This is a genomic window from Martinezella lusitana (assembly GCF_010668395.1).
Taxonomy (GTDB): Bacteria; Pseudomonadota; Alphaproteobacteria; order Rhizobiales; family Rhizobiaceae; genus Rhizobium; species Rhizobium lusitanum_A.
The window spans coordinates 434361-455629 of record NZ_WUEY01000005.1 but is presented as its reverse complement, the minus strand read 5'-3'; the positions used below and the strand labels follow the sequence as shown (position 1 = coordinate 455629).

The following is a 21269-nucleotide window of genomic DNA, read 5'->3' as shown; positions in this document are numbered from 1 at the left end:
GCTGGTCATATAGAGACTTTGCGCCGCTTTTACGAGAGCGGATTAGAGCATGATGCCGAAAAGTATTTGAGCGGTTTTCGGACGAGATCGTGCTCTACCCGTTTGATTTTAGAGCGGATTCAGACTTTCGGTCGCATGGGCTCAAAATCGCCTGACTCCAGGCACAGGAATATTTTCTCATAAAATGGTGTTGACTCTTTTCCCGACCTCTGGAATCCATAAGAACATAACAGGAACATTATTGATCTGGAGCTAACGTCATGGCTGAGGCCGCCGTGGCGCGGGAAACGCTTTTTGCCCTGCGTGAAACCATTGCCCGACTGGAAGGCAGGCCGCTACCGGCACTGGCCGCGTCGGCGCGTGAAGCGCTTGCGGAGAAGCAGGCGCCTGCGTCGGTAGATGCTGCCCAGCCATTGCTTGCGACCGGGGTCGAGGATCTCGATGGGGCGATGCAGGGCGGTATTCCCCTCGACGCCCTCACGGAAATCCGCTCGCTCGGCCTGCGCGATGCGGCGGTGGCGAGCGGCTTTGTCCTTGCGCTTGCCGCGCAGCTTCATGCGCAGGCTTCGGGTACGGATACGGCCCCGTCTCCGATCCTGTGGATCGGCGATACGGTCGCCACGATGGAGGCGGGCCTGCCCTATGCCATCGGCATCCGGGATTTCGGGCTGGAGCCGGCGGCCTTTCTGCAGGCGTCGCCGCGCAAGCTGGAAGACGCGCTCTGGGTGGCGGAAGCCGCACTTGGCAGTGCCGCCTTTGCTGTCGTCATTCTGGAGGTGCGCGGCAATCCGGCCCGTTTCGGCCTGACCGAAAGCCGGCGGCTGGCGCTCAGGGCCAAGGCGGCGGGGCGACCCTTGTTTCTCTTGCGACAGGGAGGCGAGGAGGAAGCGAGCAGCGCCCTCTTCCGCTTTTCCGTCGAACCCGCGCCGGCGCAGGCGCGGCCCCTGCCGGATGGATCGGTGCTTGGCGGCAGCATCGGTCATCCGGCCTTTCGTCTGACCTTGGAAAAGAGCCGAAACCCGGCGCCTCTTTCCATAACCCTGGAGTGGAATGCCCATGACCGCCGCTTTGCCCCTATCCTCGACACTCAATGCCCTGCCTTTCCCGGCGAACACGCAGCGCATTCTGGCGCTGACCTTCCCGCATCTGCCGACCGACCGGATCGCGCGCAAGCGCTGGGGTCTGTCCTGGCGTTCGGCAGGCAGGCTTGAAGCGCCGCCGCTGGCCTGCGCCGGCAAGCTCAACAACACCATGCGTCTGACCGCACTCAACGAGCGTGCGGAGAGGATCGGCTTGAAGCAGGGGCAGGGCGTGGCCGAGGCGAAGGCGATCTGCCCCGATCTCGATGTCGTCGAGGAAGACCTCGCCGCGGACCGCAAGCTGCTGGAGGCGATCGCCGACTGGTGCGACCGCTATACGCCGCTGGTGGCGATCGACGGCAAGGACGGCCTGTTTCTCGACATTACCGGCTGCGCCCATCTCTTCGGCGGCGAGGAGGCGCTGCTCGAGGATATATTGATCCGGATTTCCCGGCTGGGGCTCGACGTGCGCGGCGCCATTTCCTCCGCGCCCGGCCTCTCCTGGGCGGTCGCCCGCTTCGAGGAGAGTCGCATCGTTCCCCCCGAAGCCATGGAAGAGGCGCTGGCGCCGCTGCCCGTGGCGTCGCTGAGGCTCGGCGAGGAGACGATTGCCGCGTTGCAGAAGCTGGGACTGAAGCAGGTGGGCGATCTTCTGGCCGCGCCGCGGGCGCCGCTTGCCCGCAGGTTCGGCGCGCCGCTGCTATTGCGGCTCGATCAGGCTGTCGGCTTGGTCGAAGAGCCGATCTCGCCGCGCCGGCCGGTCGCGCAATTGTCGGCCGAGCGCCGGCTTGCCGAACCGGTGCAGGCGGAAGACGATATTCTGCAGATTACCCGCCAGCTTGCCGAAACCCTGAAACCGGGGCTGGAGGCACGCGGCGTCGGCGGCCGCACCTTCGAGCTTCTGCTCTTCCGGGTGGATGGCGCGGTCTTCCGCATCGCCGCCGGCGCATCGCAGCCCTTGCGCGAGCCGAGCCGGGTCGCCAGCCTGTTCACGGAGCGCTTCGGTGCCATTCACGACGATCTGGATGTCGGTTACGGCTTCGAGATCATCCGCCTCAATGTGCTCCAATATGCGCCCTTCGATGCGATGCAGGGCGATTTCGTCGGAGAAAGCCGCCAGGACGGCTCGCTTGCCGCCTTTGTCGACCGGGTGGCCGCACGGCTGGGTCCGGATTGCCTGCAAGGGTTCGAATTGCGGCAGAGCCATATCCCCGAGCGGGCCGTGCGGCCGCTGCCGGCCATGGCTATCCTCGCCTCCAGGCGGCGGACCGCCAAAGAGGATGCCGGGCACGGCTTCTTCCGCGGCGAGCGGCCGCTGCGATTGTTTCGCATGCCGGAGCCGATCGAGGCTATTGCCGCCGAAGTGCCTGATGGTCCGCCCCGGCAGTTCCGCTGGCGGCGTGTCATGCATCGGGTCAGCCGGGCCGAAGGGCCGGAGCGGCTTTCGGCGGAATGGTGGACCGAGGAAAAGGAAGAGCCTGCCCGCGACTATTTCCAGATCGAGGATGAAGAGGGTCATCGCTTCTGGCTGTTCCGCAAGGGGCTTTATGGCCGGAGCGGGACGGCGCCGGACTGGTATATGCATGGGGTCTTCGCATGAACGCGCGCCCGAGCTTTCACGAACCCGTACCCTTCCTCGAAATAGGAGTGAGGACGAATTTTTCCTTCCTCGAAGGTGCCTCGCATCCGGAGGAGATGGTGATACAGGCCGCCCTCCTGAAGCTCTCCGGATTCGGGATTGCCGATCGTAATTCGGTGGCCGGCGTGGTCAAGGCGCATGCGCATACCAAAGTTCTCCAGGCGGAATATGAGAGAACCATCAGGGAAAATCTGGAACTCAGCGCCAAGGAAGAACCGGTGAAACCGCTCCTGAAGCCGGTCCGTTTCCAGCCCGGTGCTCGTCTGGTGTTCTCGGACGGCACGCCCGACATCCTTGCCTATCCGCAGAGCCGCAAGGGGTGGGCGCATCTCTGCCGGCTGTTGAGCGCCGGCAACCTCAGGGCCGAGAAAGGCGCCTGTATCCTCAACGAAAGCGACCTGACGGAATGGGGCGACGAGATGATGCTGGCGCTCGTTCCCGATGCGGAGAGCGTCGAGACGGAAGAGGGGCAGGCAAGACTGGAGCAATGCCTGGTGCGACTGTGGACACGCTTCGGCCGAAAACTTCATATGGTCTTGTCGCCGGCCTATGACGGACGAGACCGTCTGGTCTTTACCACATTATCCATCATCGCGCAGCGCAACGGGGTGCGGCTGATCGCCAGCAACCAGCCACTCTATCATGCGACCGAACGCAAGCCGCTTGCCGATATCGTCGTTTCGATCCGCGAGCATGTGCCGATCGCCGAGGCCGGCTTCAAATTGGCGGCCAATGCCGAACGCTACATGAAGGGCGCTGCCGAGATGGCTCGCCTTTTCCGAGACTATCCGAAGGCCATCGACAATACGCGAAAATTCTTTAGCCGACTGTCTTTTTCGCTGGACGAGTTGAAACATAATTATCCCGACGAAAGCGTTCCCGGCGAGACCGTTGCAGAGACGCTGAAGCGACTAACGTGGGAGGGGGCGAACTGGCGCTATCCCGACGGGGTTCCCAAAAAGGTCTCGACGCAGATCGAGCATGAGCTCAAGCTCATCCGCGAGCGGCAATATGAGCCCTATTTCCTGACAGTGCACCGCATCATGGAGTTTGCCCGCAGCGAGAATATCCTGTGCCAGGGGCGCGGGTCGGCGGCCAATTCGACGGTCTGTTACTGTCTCAGGATTACGGAGGTTAATCCCGAGATCACGATGCTCCTGTTCGAACGCTTCATCTCGACGGAACGTGAGGAGCCGCCTGACATCGACGTCGATTTCGAGCATGAGAAGCGCGAAGAAGTCATCCAGTTCATCTACAGGCATTACGAAAAGGAGCATGCCGGGCTGACGGCGGCGGTCACCAGCTATCGGGCGCGTTCGGCCGGCCGTGAGGTGGCCAAGGCCTTCGGCCTGTCGGAGGATGTGCAGTCGGCCCTTGCGAGCGGCGTCTGGGGCTGGTCGACGGAGGGACTGTCCGAACGCGAGGCCAAGCTTGCCGGTCTCGATCTCATCGACAAGACAACGAAGAACGTCCTGTCCTATGCCTCGACGCTGATGGGATTTCCGCGGCACCTGACCCAGCATGTCGGCGGCTTCGTCATCACTAAGGATAGGCTGGACGAGGTGGTGCCGATCATGCACACGGCGATGGACGATCGCTACATGATCGAGTGGAACAAGGACGATCTCGACAATCTCAATATCTTGAAGATCGACGTGCTCGCGCTCGGCATGCTGACCTGTCTCGCCAAGGCTTTCGACCTGCTGTTGTTGCACTACGACGTAAAGAAACAGCTCTCCGATCTCGGTTACGCCAATTATCCCGATGGCGGGCCGGTCTATGACATGATCTGCCGCGCCGACACGATCGGCGTCTTCCAGATCGAAAGCCGGGCGCAGATGAGCATGCTGCCGCGTCTCAGGCCCCGCGAATTCTATGATCTGGTCATCGAGGTAGCGATCGTTCGGCCCGGCCCGATCCAGGGCAATATGGTGCACCCCTATCTCAAGCGGCGGGAGGCCAAACGGGCGGGAAAAAAACTCGACTATCCGAGTCCAGAGCTGGAGGCGGTGCTAAAGCGTACTCTGGGCGTTCCCCTGTTTCAGGAACAGGCCATGCAGATCGCCATTACGGCGGCAGGGTTTACACCTGCGGAAGCGGACAAGCTGCGCCGTGCGATGGCGACCTTCAAGCGAACCGGGACCATTCATACCTTCGAGGAAAAGATGATCAGCGGCATGGTTACTCGTGGTTACGACCGTGAGTTCGCCAAGAACTGTTTCGAGCAGATCAAGGGCTTCGGCGAATACGGCTTTCCCGAAAGCCATGCGGCCTCCTTCGCTCTGCTCGTCTATGCCTCTTCCTGGCTCAAGGCCTATTATCCCGATGTCTTCTGCGCGGCGATCCTCAATGCCCAGCCGATGGGTTTTTATGCGCCGGCGCAGCTGGTGCGCGATGCGCGCGAGCATGGCGTCGAGATGCGGCCCGTGGATGTCAATCATTCCGTCTGGGATTGCCTGCTGGAGAAGGCGCCTTTCGATCGCGGTGCTGTCGAGTCACGTCATGCGACGATGCGTGACCATATCAAGTCGCAGTGTGCTGTTCGTCTCGGCTTCCGACAGGTCAAGGGCCTGTCCGAGGATGAGATGCAGCAGCTGGTCGAGCATCGCGGCGATGGCTATCGGTCCGTGCGCGATCTCTGGCTGCGGTCCGGCCTCGCCAAGGCGCAGATCGAACGACTGGCGGATGCGGATGCGTTCGGTTCCGTTGGCCTCAGCCGGCGGGAGGCGCTATGGGCGGTGCGGGCACTCGATGCCGGCAGCGCTGCCGAAAAGCTCCCCCTCTTCGATCTCGGCGGTCAGGCGGAGCTGCAGATCGAGCCGGCGGTTTCGCTGCCTGAAATGCTGCCCGGCGAGCAGGTCATCGAGGATTACCGCTACCTGTCGCTCTCCTTGAAAGCGCATCCGGTTTCCTTCCTGCGCGACGATTTTGCGCGGCAGGGCATCGTGCGGAGCCGTGACCTGCCCGATGTCGCCAACGGCCGGATGGTGACGATCGCCGGGCTCGTGCTGGTGCGCCAGCGGCCGGGCTCGGCCAAGGGCGTGATCTTCATGACGCTCGAGGACGAAACCGGCGTCGCCAATGCGATCGTCTGGCCGAAAAAATTCGAGAAATACCGCGCCATCGTCATGAGCGCGCGGCTGGTGAAGATCCGCGGCCGCCTACAGAGCGAAAGCGGCGTCATCCATGTGGTGGTCGATCACATCGATGACATGACCCCGGCGCTCGGCATTCTCCAACGCGAGGCGCGGCGCTTCGGCGTCAGCGATCGGGCGGACGAGGCGTTGCGGCCGACCATGGACCACAGGCAGAAGAAGCGTGCGCTGCTGCCGCGCGGGCCTGACACCGGGACAGCGGCGGAAGGCCGCACCAATGGTGTCGAACCGGCGCAAGTCATGCCGCGGGGGCGCAATTTCCATTGAGATTGCGGCCTTCGCATCCGGAGACGATCAGCGCCGGCCGCACGGGCGCATTAATTCGAATCGTTTCTTTCTTGACAAAGGGCGTCTTCTTTAGCAGATAACAAGACAGCAAATGTCATGTTTGACGGGCTGAACGAAGAATGCTGGTTTGTAGCTGTAATTACATCACTGACAGGGAAATCCGGGACGTCATCACTGAACTCCTTGATCAGGACTGTTGGCAGCTCATCGTCCCCGCCAAGGTCTATCACGCCATGGAAAAGCGCGGCCGTTGCTGCGGCTGTTTCCCGAATGTCGTTGATATCATTATACAGACAACCGAAGAATATCACGCCCGTCGCCACTCGACGGAAGCCGAAATATTTGATTTCATGTCCCGCCTGAAAAAATTCCACGAAGAAAACAGGAGAGCGGACATTGAAAGGCGACAAAAAAGTCATCGAGCGGCTTAACGAGGCGCTGTTCCTCGAGCTTGGCGCAGTCAATCAGTATTGGGTTCACTATCGACTCCTCGAGGACTGGGGCTACACGAAGCTCGCCAAGAAGGAGCGTGCGGAATCCATCGAGGAGATGCAGCACGCCGATCGTCTCGTTGCACGCATCATCTTCCTTGAAGGTCACCCCAACCTCCAGACGCTGGCGCCGCTGCGCATCGGCCAGAACGTCAAGGAAGTGCTGGAGGCCGATCTTGCCGGCGAATACGACGCCCGCACGGCCTACAAGAAGTCGCGCGACATCTGTCATGACGCCGGCGACTATGTTTCGATGAAGCTGTTCGAAGAGCTGCTGGCGGATGAGGAAGGTCACATCGACTTCCTGGAAACCCAGCTCGACCTTCTCGGAAAGATCGGCGAAGCCAAGTACGGCCAGCTCAACGCTGATTCCGCCGATTCCGCAGAATAATCGATGCTCCATGGAACCGGCCGCTCGGGCGGCCGGCCTTCCCCGCTCAGTCTTCGGCCTTCAGGCCGGCCAGATGGCTGAATTCGGAAACGACCTGCTCGTAGACCGATCGTTTAAAGGCGACGATCAGGCCCGGTAGCGTTGCCATGGGCTTCCATTCCCAAGCATCGAACTCCGGCTCGTGGCCGCCCGGCGGCGGATTGATGGCGATCTCGCTCTCGTCGCCGTCGAAGCGAAAGGCGAACCAGCGCTGCGTCTGGCCGCGATATTTTCCCTTCAGGCCAATGCCGATCAGCTGCGGCGGCAGATCGTAATTGATCCAGTCCTTCGCCTCGGCCAGCAGGGTCACGGTTTTCATACCCGTTTCCTCGTAGAGCTCGCGATAGGCGGCTTTCAGCGAATCCTCGCCCTCGTCTATGCCGCCCTGCGGCATCTGCCAGAGCTGCGGCGAGCCGTCATATTCGGAATTGCCGATCGGAATGCGCCGGCCGGCCCAGACGAGGCCATCCCGGTTCAGGATCATGATACCGACGCAGGGGCGGTAAGGCAGGTCTTCGGCTCTCACGGGCGCGTGGGGCGTGCTCATCTTTCTCTCCAGCGGTCAGGGATGTTTCGGGTCGTCGGCAAGCGCCGAGACCGCCACGATTTCGATGCCGCGCATGGCGGCCTCCTCACTCCATTTGCTGATGGCGTCGACGCTTTCGTCGAAGGCGGAGGCGACGCCGATCGCGGAACCGTTGCGGCGAGCGATGCGCTCCAGCTCGTCGAGCTTCTTCATGATCGCGTCCTGCTGCAGCTCTCCGTCGAGCTGAACATCGGCAAAGGCATGCGGAACCTCCAGTGTCTTGGAGAGCGTTCCGGATTGCGACTGCGCGGAAGAACCATCGTCGAGGAACAGCAGGCCGCGTTTGCCGACATCGCGCAGTATCGGCTCCATCGCGCCGGGATTGGCCAGGAAGCGGCCGCCGAGATAGTTCATCACGCCGGTATAGTTGGTGATCTTGCCCATGGCCTTGTGCAGGTTGTCGATGTTCTTCGCGGCCGATAGCGAGGTCAGCAGCGTCTCCGGTCCCGGATTGTTGCTGGGATAGTCGAAGGGCTCGAAAGGCACCTGGATCAGGATCTCGTGGCCGCCGCGCCTTGCTTCCTGCATCCAGCGCTGCAGGCTGTTGCCGCTGGCGGCGAAGGCGAGCGTGATCTCCTCCGGCAGCTTCTCGATGGCGCGCTGCGTGCCTGTCTGGCTGAGGCCGAGGCCGCTGACGACGATGGCGACGCGCGTGCCGCGGGCACCGGACCACGGCCGCGCATATTGATCCATCGGCCTCAGGCCGCTCGGTGAGACGATCGGCAGCTTGCCGAAGGGCGAGTCTTCCAGGAGGCTGTCGTTCGGCGTTGCCGCCATGCGCGGGTCCTGGCCCACCTGGTTGGCGTTGATCAATACCGGGCCGCTGCCGTCGCGGTTGCCCGGGCTGAACATGGTGACGACGGAACCGTCGCCGGTAACGACGCGGGTCGTGTTGGCGCCGGACTGCGGATCGACCTGGGTCAGGCCCGCCTGGCTGGCCGGCGCCGGCTTTGCGTCGGCCGGCGGCGCCGGATCTTCTTTCTTTGCCGTCTCGACCGGCTGGGTCTTTCGCAGGTCGTCGCGCATAAGCGCCGAATACAGGGAAAAGCCCGCGATCGCGATCAGGCAGAAACCGCCGAGAATGCGCCCAAAGGGTGGTGGGCGGCGCGGCCGGCCGGGGCCGCGATTCTGTCCCAACGGTGCATGCAAATCCGTTCCCAAAGTTCCTATCCACCCCAAGCGGAAAATTGTGTCGGCCTCGAGCGTTCCGCTCTCGCCGAAGCGAAAAGAATGCCCGCAGCACTGAAAGTGCTAAAACATGAACGAAACTGTTTTGAACAGGGCCGAACTCATTCGGCCGGAGAGAGCGGAACGATACGCGTTGTTCCGCTCCCCGGTTGTGAAAGCGCCGGGTCTGTTTCCAGCCCGGCGCGATCTCCTTACTTGGAGGAAACTGCCTTTTCCGGGTTCGGCGGGAAGGACGGATCCGTCTTGGCGCCGCGCAGCAGGTCGAGCGCATAGTTGAGCTGGATGTCGTCCTTCGGGTCCGGCGGCATGTAGGCCGAGGAGCCCGAGCCCTTGTCGGTTTCGCTCTGACCCTTGATGTGGCCCGGCAGGCTGGATTCGCCTTCCGTCGTCAGCTTGCCCTTCAGATCGTCCGGCAGCGGCTGGTCGACCTTGACATCAGGCGTGATGCCCGTGCCCTGGATCGAGCGGCCCGACGGCGTATAGTAGAGCGCCGTCGTCAGGCGAAGCGCGCCGTTGCCGTCACCGAGCGGGATGATCGTCTGAACGGAGCCCTTGCCGAACGACTGGGTGCCGAGGACGGTGGCGCGACGCAGATCCTGAAGCGCACCGGCCACGATTTCCGAAGCCGAAGCCGAGCCGCCGTTGATCAGAACGATGATCGGCTTGCCATCGGTCAGATCGCCGGGGGTGGCGTTGAAGCGGCGGGTTTCGTCCGGATTGCGGCCGCGGGTCGAGACGATCTCGCCACGCTCGAGCACGTCGTCGGCAACGTTGATCGCCTGGTCGAGCAGGCCGCCCGGATTGAGGCGCAGGTCGAGGACATAGCCCTTCAACTTGTCGGCCGGAATGTCCTTCTTGATCTTGGCGATCGCGGCTTCGAGGTCCGGCGTCGTCTTTTCGGTGAAGGAGATGATGCGGATATAGCCGACGTCGCCGCCTTCCTCGCGCGACTTGACGGCAGCAATGGCGATCACGTCGCGAACGACCGTAAGTTCGATCGGCTTGTCGACGCCCTTGCGCATCAAGGTCAATTTGACCGGCGTCTTGACTTCGCCCTTCATCTTATTGACGGCGTCTTCCAGCTTCAGCCCGCGAACGGACTGGCCGTCGATCGCGGTGATATAGTCGCCTGCAAGCACACCCGCCTTGGCGGCGGGCGTATCGTCGATCGGGGTGATGACCTTGACGAGATCGTTGTCCATCGTCACTTCGATGCCAAGACCGCCGAATTCACCCTTCGTCTGGGTGCGCATGTCTTCCGCGTCCTTGGCATTCATGTAGCTCGAATGCGGGTCCAACGAGGTCAGCATGCCGTTGATGGCGGCTTCGATGAGCTTGTCTTCCTGCGGCGGCGTTACATACTGGGCTCGGACGCGCTCAAAGACGTCGCCGAAAATCGACAACTCCTTGTAGGTGGAAGTGCCAGCGGCTTCCGCCGGCGCTACCGCCGAGTAGATAACGCTCATCGCGGTCGCACCCATCAATGCGCCAACGAGAACAAGAGAAGCCCTACGTATCATTGCGTGCCTTTCCAGTGTCTTTGGAGGTCCACCAGGGCCGAGAATCGACCGGCTTCCCATCTTTTCGGAATTCAATGTAAAGCGTTGGCCGATCCGTTTCCAGCGCCAATGCGGTCGCGCTCGCGACTCTTTTTTGGCCCATCGTGGCGAGCGGCTCGCCGGCGAAGACGAATCTGCCCGGGCGCGTCTTGATCGCGTCCATTCCCGACAGCACCATGTGATAGCCGTCGCCCGTGTCCAGAATGATCATTTGTCCGTAGCTGCGAAACGCGCCGGCATAGACGACCGTGCCATCGGCGGGAGCCGTCACGAGCGCATCCGGACCGGTCGCGACGGTCAGTCCCATCGCGGTATGGCCGGTACCGTCGTCGTCGCCGAAATGGCGGAGAATATCGCCCGCCACGGGCAGCTCCAACTTCTGTTTAAGGTCCGAAAAGGGATATGCGGGCGTAATGCGGTTTTTATCGGGCACGCCGTTTTCGGCTAGGGCTTTCGCCTGCTCGCGCTGCTGTTCGGTCATCTGCGCCCGGCGCGCCTCCTCGGCGCGGGCGGCAGCGGCGGCATCGCGCACCGAGCCGATCTGGCTTTCCAGCGAGGCGACGAGCCCTTCCAGGCTGGTTGCCTGGCCCGCCAGCTCCTCGGCGCGCCTGCGCTCCGTCTCGAGCTGCGAGGCATTCTCCTTGCTATGCTTGTCATTCTCCGCAATCAGCAGATCCATGCGCCGCTCCTCCTCCAGACTGTTGGTCATGGTGTCGGTGAAGCTGGCCTTTTCGGCGGCGGCATCGGCGTGCAGCTTGCTGAGATCCGTAAGATCGGCGACGAGCTTGTCCGTCTCCTTGCGCATTCCCGGCACGACGGCGCCGAGAAGAATGGCGCTGCGCACCGAGGCGAGCGCATCGTCCGGCGTCACCAGCAGCGCCGGCGGCGGGTTGCGTCCCATGCGCTCCAGCGCGCCCAGCACTTCGGCCAGAAGGGCGCGGCGATCGTGCAGGGAGGCGCGGATCTTGTCTTCCTTGACGGCAAGATCCGTCAGCGTCTTCTCGCTTTGCTGGATCTTGCGGTCCAGTTCCTTGCGGCGGGCAGCGCTGTCGATCAGTGCCTGACGCAGGCTGCTCGTGCTCTTGTCGAGCGAAGCGATGCTGTCTTCCAGTTCCTTGGTCTTGTCGGAGGAGAGGCTGATCGTCCTGGAAAGCTCGTCGAGTTGCGTGCGGGTTTCATCGCGCTTGCGGGCGAGATCCGCCGCCGGATCGGCTGCCTGTTGCGCAGGCGGGGTCGATGCCGTCGTCGAAGGACGGTCGTCGGGGCCTTGCGGTGTGGCGGCATCGGTCTCCTGCGCCAGCGCCACGTCCTTCAACGAGAAGGGGCCGGCCATGTAAGCGCCCGCACCGAGACATGCCGCCAAAGCTGGCAGCACGAGACGCGAAAGCATGGGCGGGGCTTTTCTCATCCAGTCGGTTCGGGCCTGGTCCCTTCGGATCGCGTAAAAATAGGCTGATTTGCCGCGATCAGCTAGGAAGCATCGTCATTTTCGAGGCGGGAATCAAAACACGCCTGTGTGAGCGTTTCGTTAACGCAAAAAGACCGAAAGCCAAACTGTTTTCGAAGCCGGGCCGAGGCACCTATACCCGATGGTAGGGATGGCCGGAGAGGATGGTGACGGCGCGGTAGAGCTGCTCGGCGATGAGGATGCGCACAAGCTGGTGCGGCCAGGTCAGCTTGCCGAGGCAAACGGTCATGTCGGCCTTGTCGTACAGCGAGGGGTCGAGGCCGTCGGCACCGCCTATGGCGATCGTCAGGTCGCGCTTGCCCTGATCGCGGAACGTCCCAAGCATGGTGGCGAAGGCTTCGCTGTCCAGCGCGTTGCCGCGTTCGTCGAGAAGGATGAGGACGCCGCCGTCCGGATGTGCCTTCTGCAGCAGGCCCGCCTCTTCGCGCTTGCGGGTCTCGCTGTTGGAGGCGCGGCTTTCGGCGACTTCGGTCATGCGCGCCATTTCCAGGCCGATGGCCGGCCCGGCCTTGGCGAAACGGTCGAGATAGCGAGCCGCAAGATCCTTTTCAGGGCCGGCTTTCAACCGTCCCACCGCAAAAAGACCTATCCGCATTCCCGCTCCCAAGCCTATCCGCCTTTATGGCGGCACAAAACAAAACTCTTGCCGGACAATCATGTCCGGCGATGTGAGGCTGCCAACCGGGGCCGGGAAAGCCCCCTGGAGCATTTCCGCATTCCGGACGGAAAACCGCTGCGCGCTTTTCCTCGGAATGCCGTCGCTCGGTTAGTGCAGCGTGCCTTCGTCGAGATCGGGTGCGGCCCACATCTTTTCGATGTTGTAGAACTCGCGAATCTCCGGTCGGAAGACATGGATGATGATGTCGCCGGTGTCGATCAACACCCAGTCGCCGCCATCGAGACCTTCGACGCGGGCGTTGCCGAAGCCCTCGTCCTTGAGATCGGTCGTGAGATGGTCGGCAATCGCCAGGACATGGCGGCTCGATCGACCGGAGACGACGACCATGTAGTCTCCAAGCGCAGACTTGCCAGCAATGTCGATGGTGACGATATTTTCGGCCTTGGAGTCCTCGAGGCTTGCGAGGACGGCTTGCAGGGCGCGGGCAGCGGCATCAGCGCCACGTTCCGGGCTCTTCGGGATAACGACAGGCGTTCTTCCCTTGGCGTGTACTGTTGTCAGTGCTCTTCCTTCCTTGAGTAACAGAACAGGCACATACGCGATCTGAGTCGATCACGCTACAAAGATAGGCATCAAAGCATTAAGGTTTCAAGACGCAGGCGGTGTCGAGATGGCGCACAAGACAAGGATTTGTGTCCGAAACCGGCATTTTCGCACCAGATATGGGTGGAATGCCTCTTCGGGGGCCATCGGACCGGCCTTCACAGGACCGCTTGGTCGAGAAGAATGAGGTTGCGGCCAGAGGTGCGGCCAGGGGGCCGATCGCGAATTTTGCAGGCGAGCGCATATTTTGCCGAGCGATATCAGGTTTGAGCCTGCTCTATTCCGGGATGAAGATCGCGGGACAACCGGCTCGCAACAACCCATTTCCTGTGGCATGTACAGCCAGGCGAAGGCCGCGTATACACCATGAGGACCAAACCGCCACAGGTGCCATGACAGACGCTCCGCAGCCATCGTTGAAGCCCATCCTCCGCATCAGTTTTTCCGGGCAGGACCGGCTGGGGCGCGGCAAGATGGAGCTTCTCGAACATATTCAGGAGACCGGCTCGATCTCGGCCGCCGGCCGCGCCATGGATATGTCCTATCGCCGGGCGTGGATGCTCATCAGCGAATTGAACCACATGTTCAGAGAGCCGGTCGTCGAATCGCAGCGCGGCGGCCAGAAGGGCGGCGGGGCTGCTCTGACCCCGTTCGGCGAGGAGTTGCTGCGGCGCTTCCGCGACATGGAAACGACCCTGCGCGCCGCCATCGCCGACGATCTGAACTGGCTCGAAGCCAACCGCAACCCGGCGGACGGTTCGTCCAAGAAGGCTTGACCGGTTCTACTGCTCCAGCGCCACCGTCTTGATGACCGCATGGATCGGCAGGCCGGCCTTCAATCCAAGACGCTCTGCCGAGAACTGCGTGATACGGGCGGTGACGATGTCGCCGCCGCAATCGACCCTGACTTCCGCGGTACCATCGGCGGCCGCGCCTATGTCGCGCACTACGCCATCGAGAATGTTGAGGGCGCTGAGACCCTCGGGCCGGGCTGTCGCCAGCATGACATCGCGGGCGGGAATATGGACGCGTACGGTCTTGCCGATCGCGGCGGCCTGACCCGGCACGACGAGTTTTGCCGTCTTCAGGGCGACGACGGTCAGACGATGCCGGTCATCCATCGACTCGACGCGGCCTTCCAGCAGCACGCCGGCTTCGCGACGGTCGGTTGCCAGCGGGCCGGACAGCTGGCTGAAGATATCGACGGCAGCGCCGATCGTCTCGACCTTGCCGTCACGCATGACGACGACGCGGCTTGCCAGACGCGCCACCTCGGCGATGGAGTGGCTGACATAGATGATGGGAATCCTGGTCTCGTCGCGCAGCCGTTCGAGATAGGGAAGGATTTCCGCCTTGCGCGCCTCGTCGAGTGCGGCAAGCGGCTCGTCCATCAGCAAAAGCCGCGGCGAGGAAAGCAATGCGCGGCCGATCGCGACGCGCTGCTTTTCGCCGCCGGAGAGTTTTGCCGGCCGGCGGTCGAGCAGCTTCTCGATGCCAAGCAGATCGACGACGCCGTCGAAGCTTTCGCTACGCTCGTTCCGGGGCGCGAACCAGCGGCCGTAATTGAGGTTCTGCCGTACCGAGAAATGCGGAAAAAGACGCGATTCCTGAAAGACATAGCCGAAGCGACGGCGGTGGCGGGGAACGAAGATCTGTCTGGTGGTGTCGGCAAGTACCGTGTCGTCGAGGCTGACGCGGCCATGATCGGGCCGGGTGAGGCCGGCGATGATGCGGACGATCGACGTCTTGCCGGAGCCGGAGCGGCCGAAAAGGGCCGTCACCCCGCCCTCGGAGGTGAATGACGTCTCCAGCGAAAAGGCACCGAGGCGATGGCGGATATCGACCGAGAGCGTCATTCGAAATCCACCCTCCGGCCGGCGAGATAGGCGAGGAATTCCGATGCGAGCAGCGCCGCCATGGAGATCACGATGGCGACGATGGTCAGCCGCATGGCGCCGGCATCGCCGCCCGGAACCTGGGTAAAGGTGTAGATGGCCGAAGACAGGGTTTGGGTCTCGCCGGGGATGTTGGAGACGAAGGTGACGGTGGCGCCGAATTCGCCCATGGCCTTGGCGAAGGACAGGATCATGCCGGCGATCACGCCGGGCAGGATCAGCGGCAGGGTCACGGTGAGGAAAGTCCAGGCTGGGCTGGCCCCCAGCGTGCCGGCGGCTTCCTCCAGCTTGCGATCGACCGCCTCGATCGACAGGCGAATGCTTCTCACCATCAGCGGAAAGCCCATCACGCCGCAGGCGAGCGCGGCGCCCGTCCAGCGGAAGGAGAAGACGATGCCGAGATACTGGTCGAGCAGCGAGCCGATAGGCCCCTTGCGGCCGAAGAGAATGAGAAGGATAAAGCCGGTGACGACAGGCGGCAGGATCAGTGGCAGGTGGATGACGCCGTTGAGGAGCGACTTGCCCCAGAAGCGGCCGCGCGCAAGCAGATAGGCGGCCGCGATGCCGAAGGGCAGGCTCACCAGCATGGCGACGACGGAAACGCGCAGGCTCAGCTCTATGGCCGTCCATTCGTCGCTGCTCAAACCCAATGCGTCCAAACCCTGCCCCTTAAAACGTCTCAGGCCCGCCACTGGTCGGCGAGCCTGATGGTTGAACTGTCATGCCTGACGTGCGGTGACGACGCTCACTGCTTCAGGATCGTGAAGCCCTCATGCTCGAAGAACGGAACAGCCTTAGCCGATTTCAGATAGTCGAAATAGGCTTGTACGTCCGGGTTCTTGCTGGTGGCAGTGATGGCGAACGGATAGACGATCGGCGGATGGCTGTCGGCCGGGAAGGTGCCGACGACGGCAACGCCCGGATCGGCCGAGACATCGGTCTGATAGACGATGCCGTAGGGTGCCTCGCCGCGCGAAACCAGCGCAAGCGCGGCACGCACGCTTTCAGCGCCGGCGACCTTCTTTTCAACCGAAGCCCAGACGCCGAGCTTTTCCAGCGCCGTCTTGCCGTATTTGCCTGCCGGCACCGATTCCGGCTGGCCGATCGCGAGGCGGCTATCGCCGAGCAATCCGGCCAGGTCGAAGCCGTGGTTGATCTCGACCGGCTTGGCCTTGTCCTTGGCGGCGACGAGGACGAGCTTGTTGCCGAGGAGGTTGACGCGGCTGTCGTCCTTGATCAGCTTCCGCTGGGCGACATAATCCATCCAGTTGGTGTCGGCGGAGATGAAAACATCGGCCGGTGCGCCGTTTTCGAGCTGCTTGGCGAGCGGGCCGCTCGCCGCATAGGAGACGGTGACTTCCTTGCCGGTTTCCTTGGTGAAGGCGGCATCGGCATTGTCGAGCGCATTCTTCATGCTGGCGGCGGCAAAGACGACGATCTTGTCGGCGGCGAAGGCCGGTGCCGGCATAACCGAGAGGCTGAGCCATGCGGCTGATAGTGCGGCGGTTGCAAGCTTGATCCATCTGCGGCGGCTGGTGGCCATCTTATTTCTCCCCAAAGATGTCGACATATTTCGAGAGATATAACGATGCGCGAAGCTTGGCTAGGGATGTATCTGCAAAAATACATCGTGATCCCACAGCGTAACCCTACGAATTTTATGGACTTTCGATATCGCGCTGCATATGAACGGGTCGTGGCCTTCACGATAACGCATGGCTGGATTCGCCCACTTGATTGGCGAACGCTCACGAAGCGAAACGTAACGTTACAAACCGTGGAATTGCGGACTATTCAGCGCTAAGTTTCGCTGTGGTAACAAAAGGCAAAGATCGCCTTTTCCTGAAATAAGCGTTTTTTGGGCAGAAAATTTTTGAAGCTATGCTCTGATTACATTGCTGCATTGCGCAATCGGCCATTTATCAATCGGTAAAATCTGCTAAAACATAAACATCGAAACGGCGATCTCCTCCTCCCAATGCCGTTCGATGTGGATCAGCAACTATCCTCCTCCCAGTTGCTGATCAGGTTCAAAAGCCCGACGGATCCTCCTCCCCCGTCGGGCTTTTTATTTTCCAATCATCCCAAAAATTCGATCCGGTTATTGTGCGGCGCGCAAGGCCGTCGAGCTGAGCGCCGAGCGTGGTCCGTGGATGAAGGTCCAGGCGGGTGCGCGCTTCTTCCACAGCACGCGGGCGTCATCCTCGTCGACGCGCGCGTAGTGGAATGTCTTTGCCATCTTGGCGGAGAGGTAGGATAGCGTCGATCCCGGCCGGTCGATGACGGCGATCGGGAAGGTGCGGGCAATCTCTTCCCATTTCTGCCAGCGATGAAACGTATTGAGGCTGTCGGCACCCATGATCCAGATGAAGTGGACATGGCTGTTGCGCGCCTTCACGCGCGCCAGCGTATTGGCCGTGTAGCTCATGCCGAGCGCCTGCTCGAATGCCGTCACCTTGATGCGCGGATTGTGGAGCATCTGCTCGCTGAGCGCGATGCGTTCGGCGAGCGGCGCAAGGTGATTGTGGTTCTTCAGCGGATTGCCCGGCGTGACCATCCACCAGAGCTGGTCGAGGCCGAGCCTGCGTATGGCGATCTCGGCCACGAGCGCATGGCCGCGATGCGGCGGATTGAACGAGCCGCCGAAAAGACCGACCACCATGCCGCGCTCGGCATGGGGCATGCGCAGATAGCGTTGATCGACCTCTTCTTTCAGCACGTCAGGGCCGTATCTGTCCGTTGCCGCGAACGCGATATTTGAAGGAGGTCAGCTGTTCGACGCCGACCGGGCCGCGGGCATGCATCTTGCCGGTGGCGATGCCGATTTCCGCGCCCATGCCGAATTCGCCGCCATCGGCAAATTGCGTCGAGGCATTGTGCAGCAGGATCGCCGAGTCGATCTCGGTGAAGAAGCGCTCGACCACCGCGGGATCCTCGGCGATGACGGCCTCGGTATGGTTGGACGAATATTTGCCGATATGATCGATCGCGCCGGAAATGCCGTCGACGAGAGCAACGGAAATGATGGCCGCCAGATATTCCGTCGTCCAGTCTTCCTCCGTCGCCGGTTTGAGGCCGGGAATGAGCTTCAGCACCTCGGCGGAGCCGCGGATTTCGCAGCCTGCTTCGACGAGGTTGTCGAGCAGCGGTTTCAGATGCGTGGAGGCGACCTTTCTGTCGACCAGAAGCGTCTCGGCCGCGCCGCAGATGCCTGTGCGGCGCATCTTGGCGTTGACGACGATGGCTTTCGCCATGTCGAGATCGGCCGAGGCATCGATGTAGATGTGGCAAAGACCTTCGAGATGGGCAAAGACCGGCACGCGGGCCTCGGTCTGCACGCGGGCGACCAGGCTTTTGCCGCCGCGCGGCACGATGACGTCGATATTGCCTTCCAGGCCGCGCAGCATGGCGCCGACGGCGGCGCGGTCGCTGACGGGAACGAGCTGGATGGCATGCTCGGGCAGGCCCGCCGCCTTCAACCCTTCGACCAGGCAGGCATGAATCGCCTGGGAAGAGCGGCGCGAATCGCTGCCGCAGCGCAGGATGACGGCATTGCCAGCCTTCAGGCACAGCGCGCCGGCATCGGCAGTGACATTCGGCCGGCTTTCGAAGATGACGCCGATGACGCCGAGCGGCGTGCGGACGCGCTCGATCTTCAGCCCGTTCGGACGATCCCAGGCGGCGATGACCTCACCCACCGGGTCCGCAAGTGCTGCGATGGCGCGAATACCCTCTGCCATCTCGGCGACCCGTTTGTCGTTCAGCGTCAGGCGATCGACGAAGGAGGCGAGCATATCGGTGCCCTCGACATCCTTCAAATCCTTGGCGTTCTCGGAAAGAATGTGATCCTTGCGCGCCAGAATGGCGTCCGCCATGGCGCTCAAGGCCTTGTTCTTGCTCTCGGTGGTGGCGAAGGCCAACGGTCGCGACGCAGCCCGGGCCTTGCGGCCGATATCGTTCATCAGCGCATCGATGTCGGGGCTTTGTGCGACGGTATCAAGCATGGGCTTCATCCTTCTTCAACTTCTCGGCCTTCGTCTTGACGGAAGCGGTCATGACGAGGTCGTCGCGATGCACCATGGCGGCGCGGCCGGCATAGCCGAGGATGGCCTCGATCTCCGCCGACTTGCGGCCGGTGATCTGGCGGGCCTCTTCGGCATCGTAGCCGGCAAGGCCGCGGGCGATCTCACGGCCGGAGGGGCCGACGACGGCGACGGTATCGCCGCGGCCGAAGTGGCCGACGACCTTGCGCACGCCCGCGGGCAAAAGGCTCTTGCCGGCGCCAAGCGCCGTGACGGCGCCATCATCGACATGCAGTTCGCCGGCTGGTTGCAGCTGCCCGGCAATCCAGGTCTTGCGGGCGGTGACGGGCGTTCCCGACGGCGCGAACCAGGAGGAGCGGGCGCCATTCTCGATGGCATTCAGCGGCCGGTCGGTCTTGCCGGAAGCGATAATCATGGCGCAGCCCGCGCCGGTGGCGATCTTGCCGGCATCGATCTTGGTGCGCATGCCGCCGCGCGACAGTTCCGAGGCGGCGCCGCCGGCCATGGCCTCGATCTCGGGCGTGATCTCCGCGATCGAATCGAGGAATTTCGCCTGCGGATCGAGATGCGGCGGGGCGGTATAGAGCCCGTCGATGTCCGACAGCAGCACCAGAAGGTCGGCGCCGGTCATGGTGGCGACGCGGGCGGCGAGGCGGTCATTGTCGCCATAGCGGATTTCGCTGGTGGCGACCGTGTCGTTCTCGTTGATGATCGGCACGGCGCCGATCTTCAAAAGCTGATTGATGGTGGCGCGGGCGTTGAGGTAACGGCGGCGCTCTTCGGTGTCGCCGAGCGTCAGCAGGATCTGGCCGGCAACGATATCGTCATGCGACAGGCTCTCGGACCAGGCGCGGGCGAGCGAGATCTGCCCGACCGCCGCGGCGGCCTGGCTTTCCTCCAGCTTCAGCGCGCCGGAAGGCAGGTCGAGCACCGAGCGCCCGAGCGCGATGGCGCCCGAGGAGACGACGAGGACATCAATGCCCTTGGCCTTCAATGCGGCGATGTCGGCGCACATGCCGTCGAGCCAGGATTTCTTCAAGCCGGTCTTGCGATCGACGAGAAGGGCGGAGCCGATCTTGATGACGATGCGGCGGTAACGGTCGAGCGGCTTGCGGGCGGTCATCCCTGATGATCCTCGTCCTCGCCTTCATCTTCGCCCGCATCGTCGGAAAGCTGCATGTCGCGGTGTCGCAGCTTGTGCGTCTTTGCCGGCTTGTCCGCTTCGCCTGAATTGGCTTCGACAATGACATCGCGCAGCGCGCGCAGCACTTCGGTCATGCCCCGGCCGGTGACGGCGGAAATCTGGAACGGCGTCCTGCCGCAGGCCCGCGCGAGCTCGCGCGTCTTCTTCTTCAGCGTTTCCTCGTCCACCACGTCGATCTGCGACAGCGCCACGATTTCAGGCTTGTCGGGAATGCTGTTGCCGTAGGCTTCAAGCTCGTGCTTCACGGTCTTGTAGGCCTTGCCGACCTTTTCTTCCTGGGCGGAGACCAGATGCAGCAGCACGCGTGTGCGCTCGACATGGCCGAGGAAGCGGTCGCCGATGCCGACGCCCTCATGCGCGCCTTCGATCAGGCCGGGAATATCGGCAAGAATGAATTCCTGGCCGTCGATGGTGGCGACGCCGAGATTGGGATGAAGCGTCGTGAACGGATAGTTGGCTATCTTCGGCCGGGCACGGCTGACGGCTGCGAGAAAGGTCGATTTGCCCGCATTCGGCAGGCCGACGAGGCCGGCGTCGGCGATGAGCTTCAGCCGCAGCCAGATGGTCTTTTCTTCGCCCGGCAGGCCGGGATTGGCCCAGTCCGGCGCCTGATTGACCGAGGATTTGAAATAGGCGTTGCCGAAGCCGCCATTGCCGCCGGCGGCGAGGCGGAAGCGCTGGCCTTCCTGCGTGATGTCGCAGATCAGGGTTTCCCCGTCTTCCTCGAAGATCTGCGTGCCGACAGGCACCTTCAGCGTCACGTCTTCGCCTTTGGCGCCGGCGCGGTTCTTGCCCATGCCGTGCGTGCCGATCGTGGCCTTGAAATGCTGCTGATAACGGAAGTCGATCAGCGTGTTGAGACCGTTGACGGCTTCGACCCAGACATCGCCGCCGCGGCCGCCATCGCCGCCATCCGGCCCGCCGAATTCGATGAACTTCTCGCGCCGGAAGGAGACGCTGCCCGCGCCGCCGTCGCCTGAGCGAATATAGACTTTTGCTTCATCGAGAAATTTCATCTTACG

The 21269-nt window shown here is 62.6% G+C and carries 19 protein-coding genes; 6 read left to right on the top strand and 13 right to left on the bottom strand.

Annotated features, from left to right (window positions below; all coding sequences use genetic code 11):
• The first annotated feature begins 260 nt into the window (after positions 1-260).
• From GR212_RS37070 to bfr, 5 genes are all read left to right on the top strand, one after another.
• On the top strand, positions 261-1211 hold the full coding sequence (locus GR212_RS37070; RefSeq protein ID WP_246725760.1) for an ImuA family protein: 951 nt from the start codon (positions 261-263) through the stop codon (positions 1209-1211).
• 40 nt (positions 1212-1251) lie between these two features.
• Positions 1252-2679: a Y-family DNA polymerase gene (locus GR212_RS14860; protein ID WP_246725776.1), complete on the top strand. Its 1428-nt coding sequence runs from the start codon at positions 1252-1254 to the stop codon at positions 2677-2679.
• Positions 2676-6140, top strand: a complete 3465-nt coding sequence (locus GR212_RS14855; protein ID WP_163987329.1) for an error-prone DNA polymerase — start codon at positions 2676-2678, stop codon at positions 6138-6140. Before GR212_RS14860 ends, GR212_RS14855 begins: the two co-directional genes overlap by 4 nt.
• 140 nt (positions 6141-6280) lie before the next feature.
• Positions 6281-6592: a (2Fe-2S)-binding protein gene (locus GR212_RS14850; protein ID WP_163987328.1), complete on the top strand. Its 312-nt coding sequence runs from the start codon at positions 6281-6283 to the stop codon at positions 6590-6592.
• Entirely contained in the window at positions 6558-7043 is a 486-nt protein-coding gene (gene bfr, locus GR212_RS14845; RefSeq protein ID WP_149637944.1) for a bacterioferritin, read from the top strand. Before GR212_RS14850 ends, bfr begins: the two co-directional genes overlap by 35 nt.
• Positions 7044-7089: 46 nt before the next feature.
• Here bfr and GR212_RS14840 read toward each other — a convergent pair whose 3' ends face one another.
• From GR212_RS14840 to rsfS, 6 genes are all read right to left on the bottom strand, one after another.
• Positions 7090-7629, bottom strand: a complete 540-nt coding sequence (locus GR212_RS14840; RefSeq protein ID WP_163987327.1) for an RNA pyrophosphohydrolase — start codon at positions 7627-7629, stop codon at positions 7090-7092.
• A 15-nt stretch (positions 7630-7644) separates the two neighbouring features.
• Positions 7645-8829 carry a divergent polysaccharide deacetylase family protein gene (locus GR212_RS14835; protein ID WP_163987326.1) on the bottom strand — a complete coding sequence of 395 codons (1185 nt, stop codon included), beginning with the start codon at positions 8827-8829 and terminating at the stop codon, positions 7645-7647.
• A 218-nt stretch (positions 8830-9047) separates the two neighbouring features.
• On the bottom strand, positions 9048-10376 hold the full coding sequence (locus tag GR212_RS14830) for a S41 family peptidase (protein WP_163987325.1): 1329 nt from the start codon (positions 10374-10376) through the stop codon (positions 9048-9050).
• Entirely contained in the window at positions 10366-11805 is a 1440-nt protein-coding gene (locus GR212_RS14825) for a murein hydrolase activator EnvC family protein (RefSeq protein ID WP_246725759.1), read from the bottom strand. The genes GR212_RS14830 and GR212_RS14825 overlap by 11 nt, the downstream gene beginning before the upstream one ends.
• Positions 11806-11995: 190 nt before the next feature.
• Entirely contained in the window at positions 11996-12478 is a 483-nt protein-coding gene (gene rlmH / locus GR212_RS14820) for a 23S rRNA (pseudouridine(1915)-N(3))-methyltransferase RlmH (RefSeq protein ID WP_163987323.1), read from the bottom strand.
• A gap of 171 nt (positions 12479-12649) precedes the next feature.
• Positions 12650-13096, bottom strand: a complete 447-nt coding sequence (gene rsfS, locus GR212_RS14815; protein WP_163987322.1) for a ribosome silencing factor — start codon at positions 13094-13096, stop codon at positions 12650-12652.
• Between the two features lie 401 nt (positions 13097-13497).
• On the opposite strand from rsfS, the gene GR212_RS14810 reads away from it, so the two are divergent.
• On the top strand, positions 13498-13881 hold the full coding sequence (locus tag GR212_RS14810; protein ID WP_163987321.1) for a winged helix-turn-helix domain-containing protein: 384 nt from the start codon (positions 13498-13500) through the stop codon (positions 13879-13881).
• Positions 13882-13887: 6 nt separating this feature from the next.
• Here the strand turns inward: GR212_RS14810 and modC are convergent, their stop codons facing one another.
• From modC to obgE, 7 genes are all read right to left on the bottom strand, one after another.
• A complete protein-coding gene (modC, locus tag GR212_RS14805; RefSeq protein ID WP_163987320.1) occupies positions 13888-14961 on the bottom strand; it encodes a molybdenum ABC transporter ATP-binding protein in 1074 nt (357 codons plus the stop codon).
• Positions 14958-15659: a molybdate ABC transporter permease subunit gene (modB, locus tag GR212_RS14800; protein ID WP_163987319.1), complete on the bottom strand. Its 702-nt coding sequence runs from the start codon at positions 15657-15659 to the stop codon at positions 14958-14960. The genes modC and modB overlap by 4 nt, the downstream gene beginning before the upstream one ends.
• Positions 15660-15745: 86 nt before the next feature.
• The gene (gene modA / locus GR212_RS14795; protein ID WP_163987318.1) at positions 15746-16543 is read right to left on the bottom strand and encodes a molybdate ABC transporter substrate-binding protein; all 798 of its coding nucleotides are present in this window, start codon (positions 16541-16543) and stop codon (positions 15746-15748) included.
• 558 nt (positions 16544-17101) lie between these two features.
• A complete protein-coding gene (locus GR212_RS14790; protein ID WP_246725775.1) occupies positions 17102-17683 on the bottom strand; it encodes a nicotinate-nucleotide adenylyltransferase in 582 nt (193 codons plus the stop codon).
• Positions 17684-17720: 37 nt separating this feature from the next.
• Positions 17721-19004 carry a glutamate-5-semialdehyde dehydrogenase gene (locus GR212_RS14785; protein WP_163987316.1) on the bottom strand — a complete coding sequence of 428 codons (1284 nt, stop codon included), beginning with the start codon at positions 19002-19004 and terminating at the stop codon, positions 17721-17723.
• Positions 18997-20166 carry a glutamate 5-kinase gene (gene proB, locus GR212_RS14780; protein ID WP_163987315.1) on the bottom strand — a complete coding sequence of 390 codons (1170 nt, stop codon included), beginning with the start codon at positions 20164-20166 and terminating at the stop codon, positions 18997-18999. Before proB ends, GR212_RS14785 begins: the two co-directional genes overlap by 8 nt.
• On the bottom strand, positions 20163-21263 hold the full coding sequence (gene obgE / locus GR212_RS14775; RefSeq protein WP_163987314.1) for a GTPase ObgE: 1101 nt from the start codon (positions 21261-21263) through the stop codon (positions 20163-20165). Before obgE ends, proB begins: the two co-directional genes overlap by 4 nt.
• Positions 21264-21269: the final 6 nt, after the last annotated feature.

Coding starts and splice junctions, on each gene's coding strand:
- modA (WP_163987318.1), bottom strand. CDS start 16,543: ATGGCCACCAGCCGCCGCAGATGGATCAAGCTTGCAACCGCCGCACTA.
- GR212_RS14810 (WP_163987321.1), top strand. CDS start 13,498: ATGACAGACGCTCCGCAGCCATCGTTGAAGCCCATCCTCCGCATCAGT.
- modC (WP_163987320.1), bottom strand. CDS start 14,961: ATGACGCTCTCGGTCGATATCCGCCATCGCCTCGGTGCCTTTTCGCTG.
- GR212_RS14860 (WP_246725776.1), top strand. CDS start 1,252: ATGCGTCTGACCGCACTCAACGAGCGTGCGGAGAGGATCGGCTTGAAG.
- proB (WP_163987315.1), bottom strand. CDS start 20,166: ATGACCGCCCGCAAGCCGCTCGACCGTTACCGCCGCATCGTCATCAAG.
- GR212_RS14855 (WP_163987329.1), top strand. CDS start 2,676: ATGAACGCGCGCCCGAGCTTTCACGAACCCGTACCCTTCCTCGAAATA.
- GR212_RS14790 (WP_246725775.1), bottom strand. CDS start 17,683: ATGCCCCATGCCGAGCGCGGCATGGTGGTCGGTCTTTTCGGCGGCTCG.
- obgE (WP_163987314.1), bottom strand. CDS start 21,263: ATGAAATTTCTCGATGAAGCAAAAGTCTATATTCGCTCAGGCGACGGC.
- GR212_RS14830 (WP_163987325.1), bottom strand. CDS start 10,376: ATGATACGTAGGGCTTCTCTTGTTCTCGTTGGCGCATTGATGGGTGCG.
- GR212_RS14850 (WP_163987328.1), top strand. CDS start 6,281: ATGCTGGTTTGTAGCTGTAATTACATCACTGACAGGGAAATCCGGGAC.
- GR212_RS14825 (WP_246725759.1), bottom strand. CDS start 11,805: ATGCTTTCGCGTCTCGTGCTGCCAGCTTTGGCGGCATGTCTCGGTGCG.
- GR212_RS14840 (WP_163987327.1), bottom strand. CDS start 7,629: ATGAGCACGCCCCACGCGCCCGTGAGAGCCGAAGACCTGCCTTACCGC.
- GR212_RS14785 (WP_163987316.1), bottom strand. CDS start 19,004: ATGCTTGATACCGTCGCACAAAGCCCCGACATCGATGCGCTGATGAAC.
- rlmH (WP_163987323.1), bottom strand. CDS start 12,478: ATGCGGATAGGTCTTTTTGCGGTGGGACGGTTGAAAGCCGGCCCTGAA.
- GR212_RS37070 (WP_246725760.1), top strand. CDS start 261: ATGGCTGAGGCCGCCGTGGCGCGGGAAACGCTTTTTGCCCTGCGTGAA.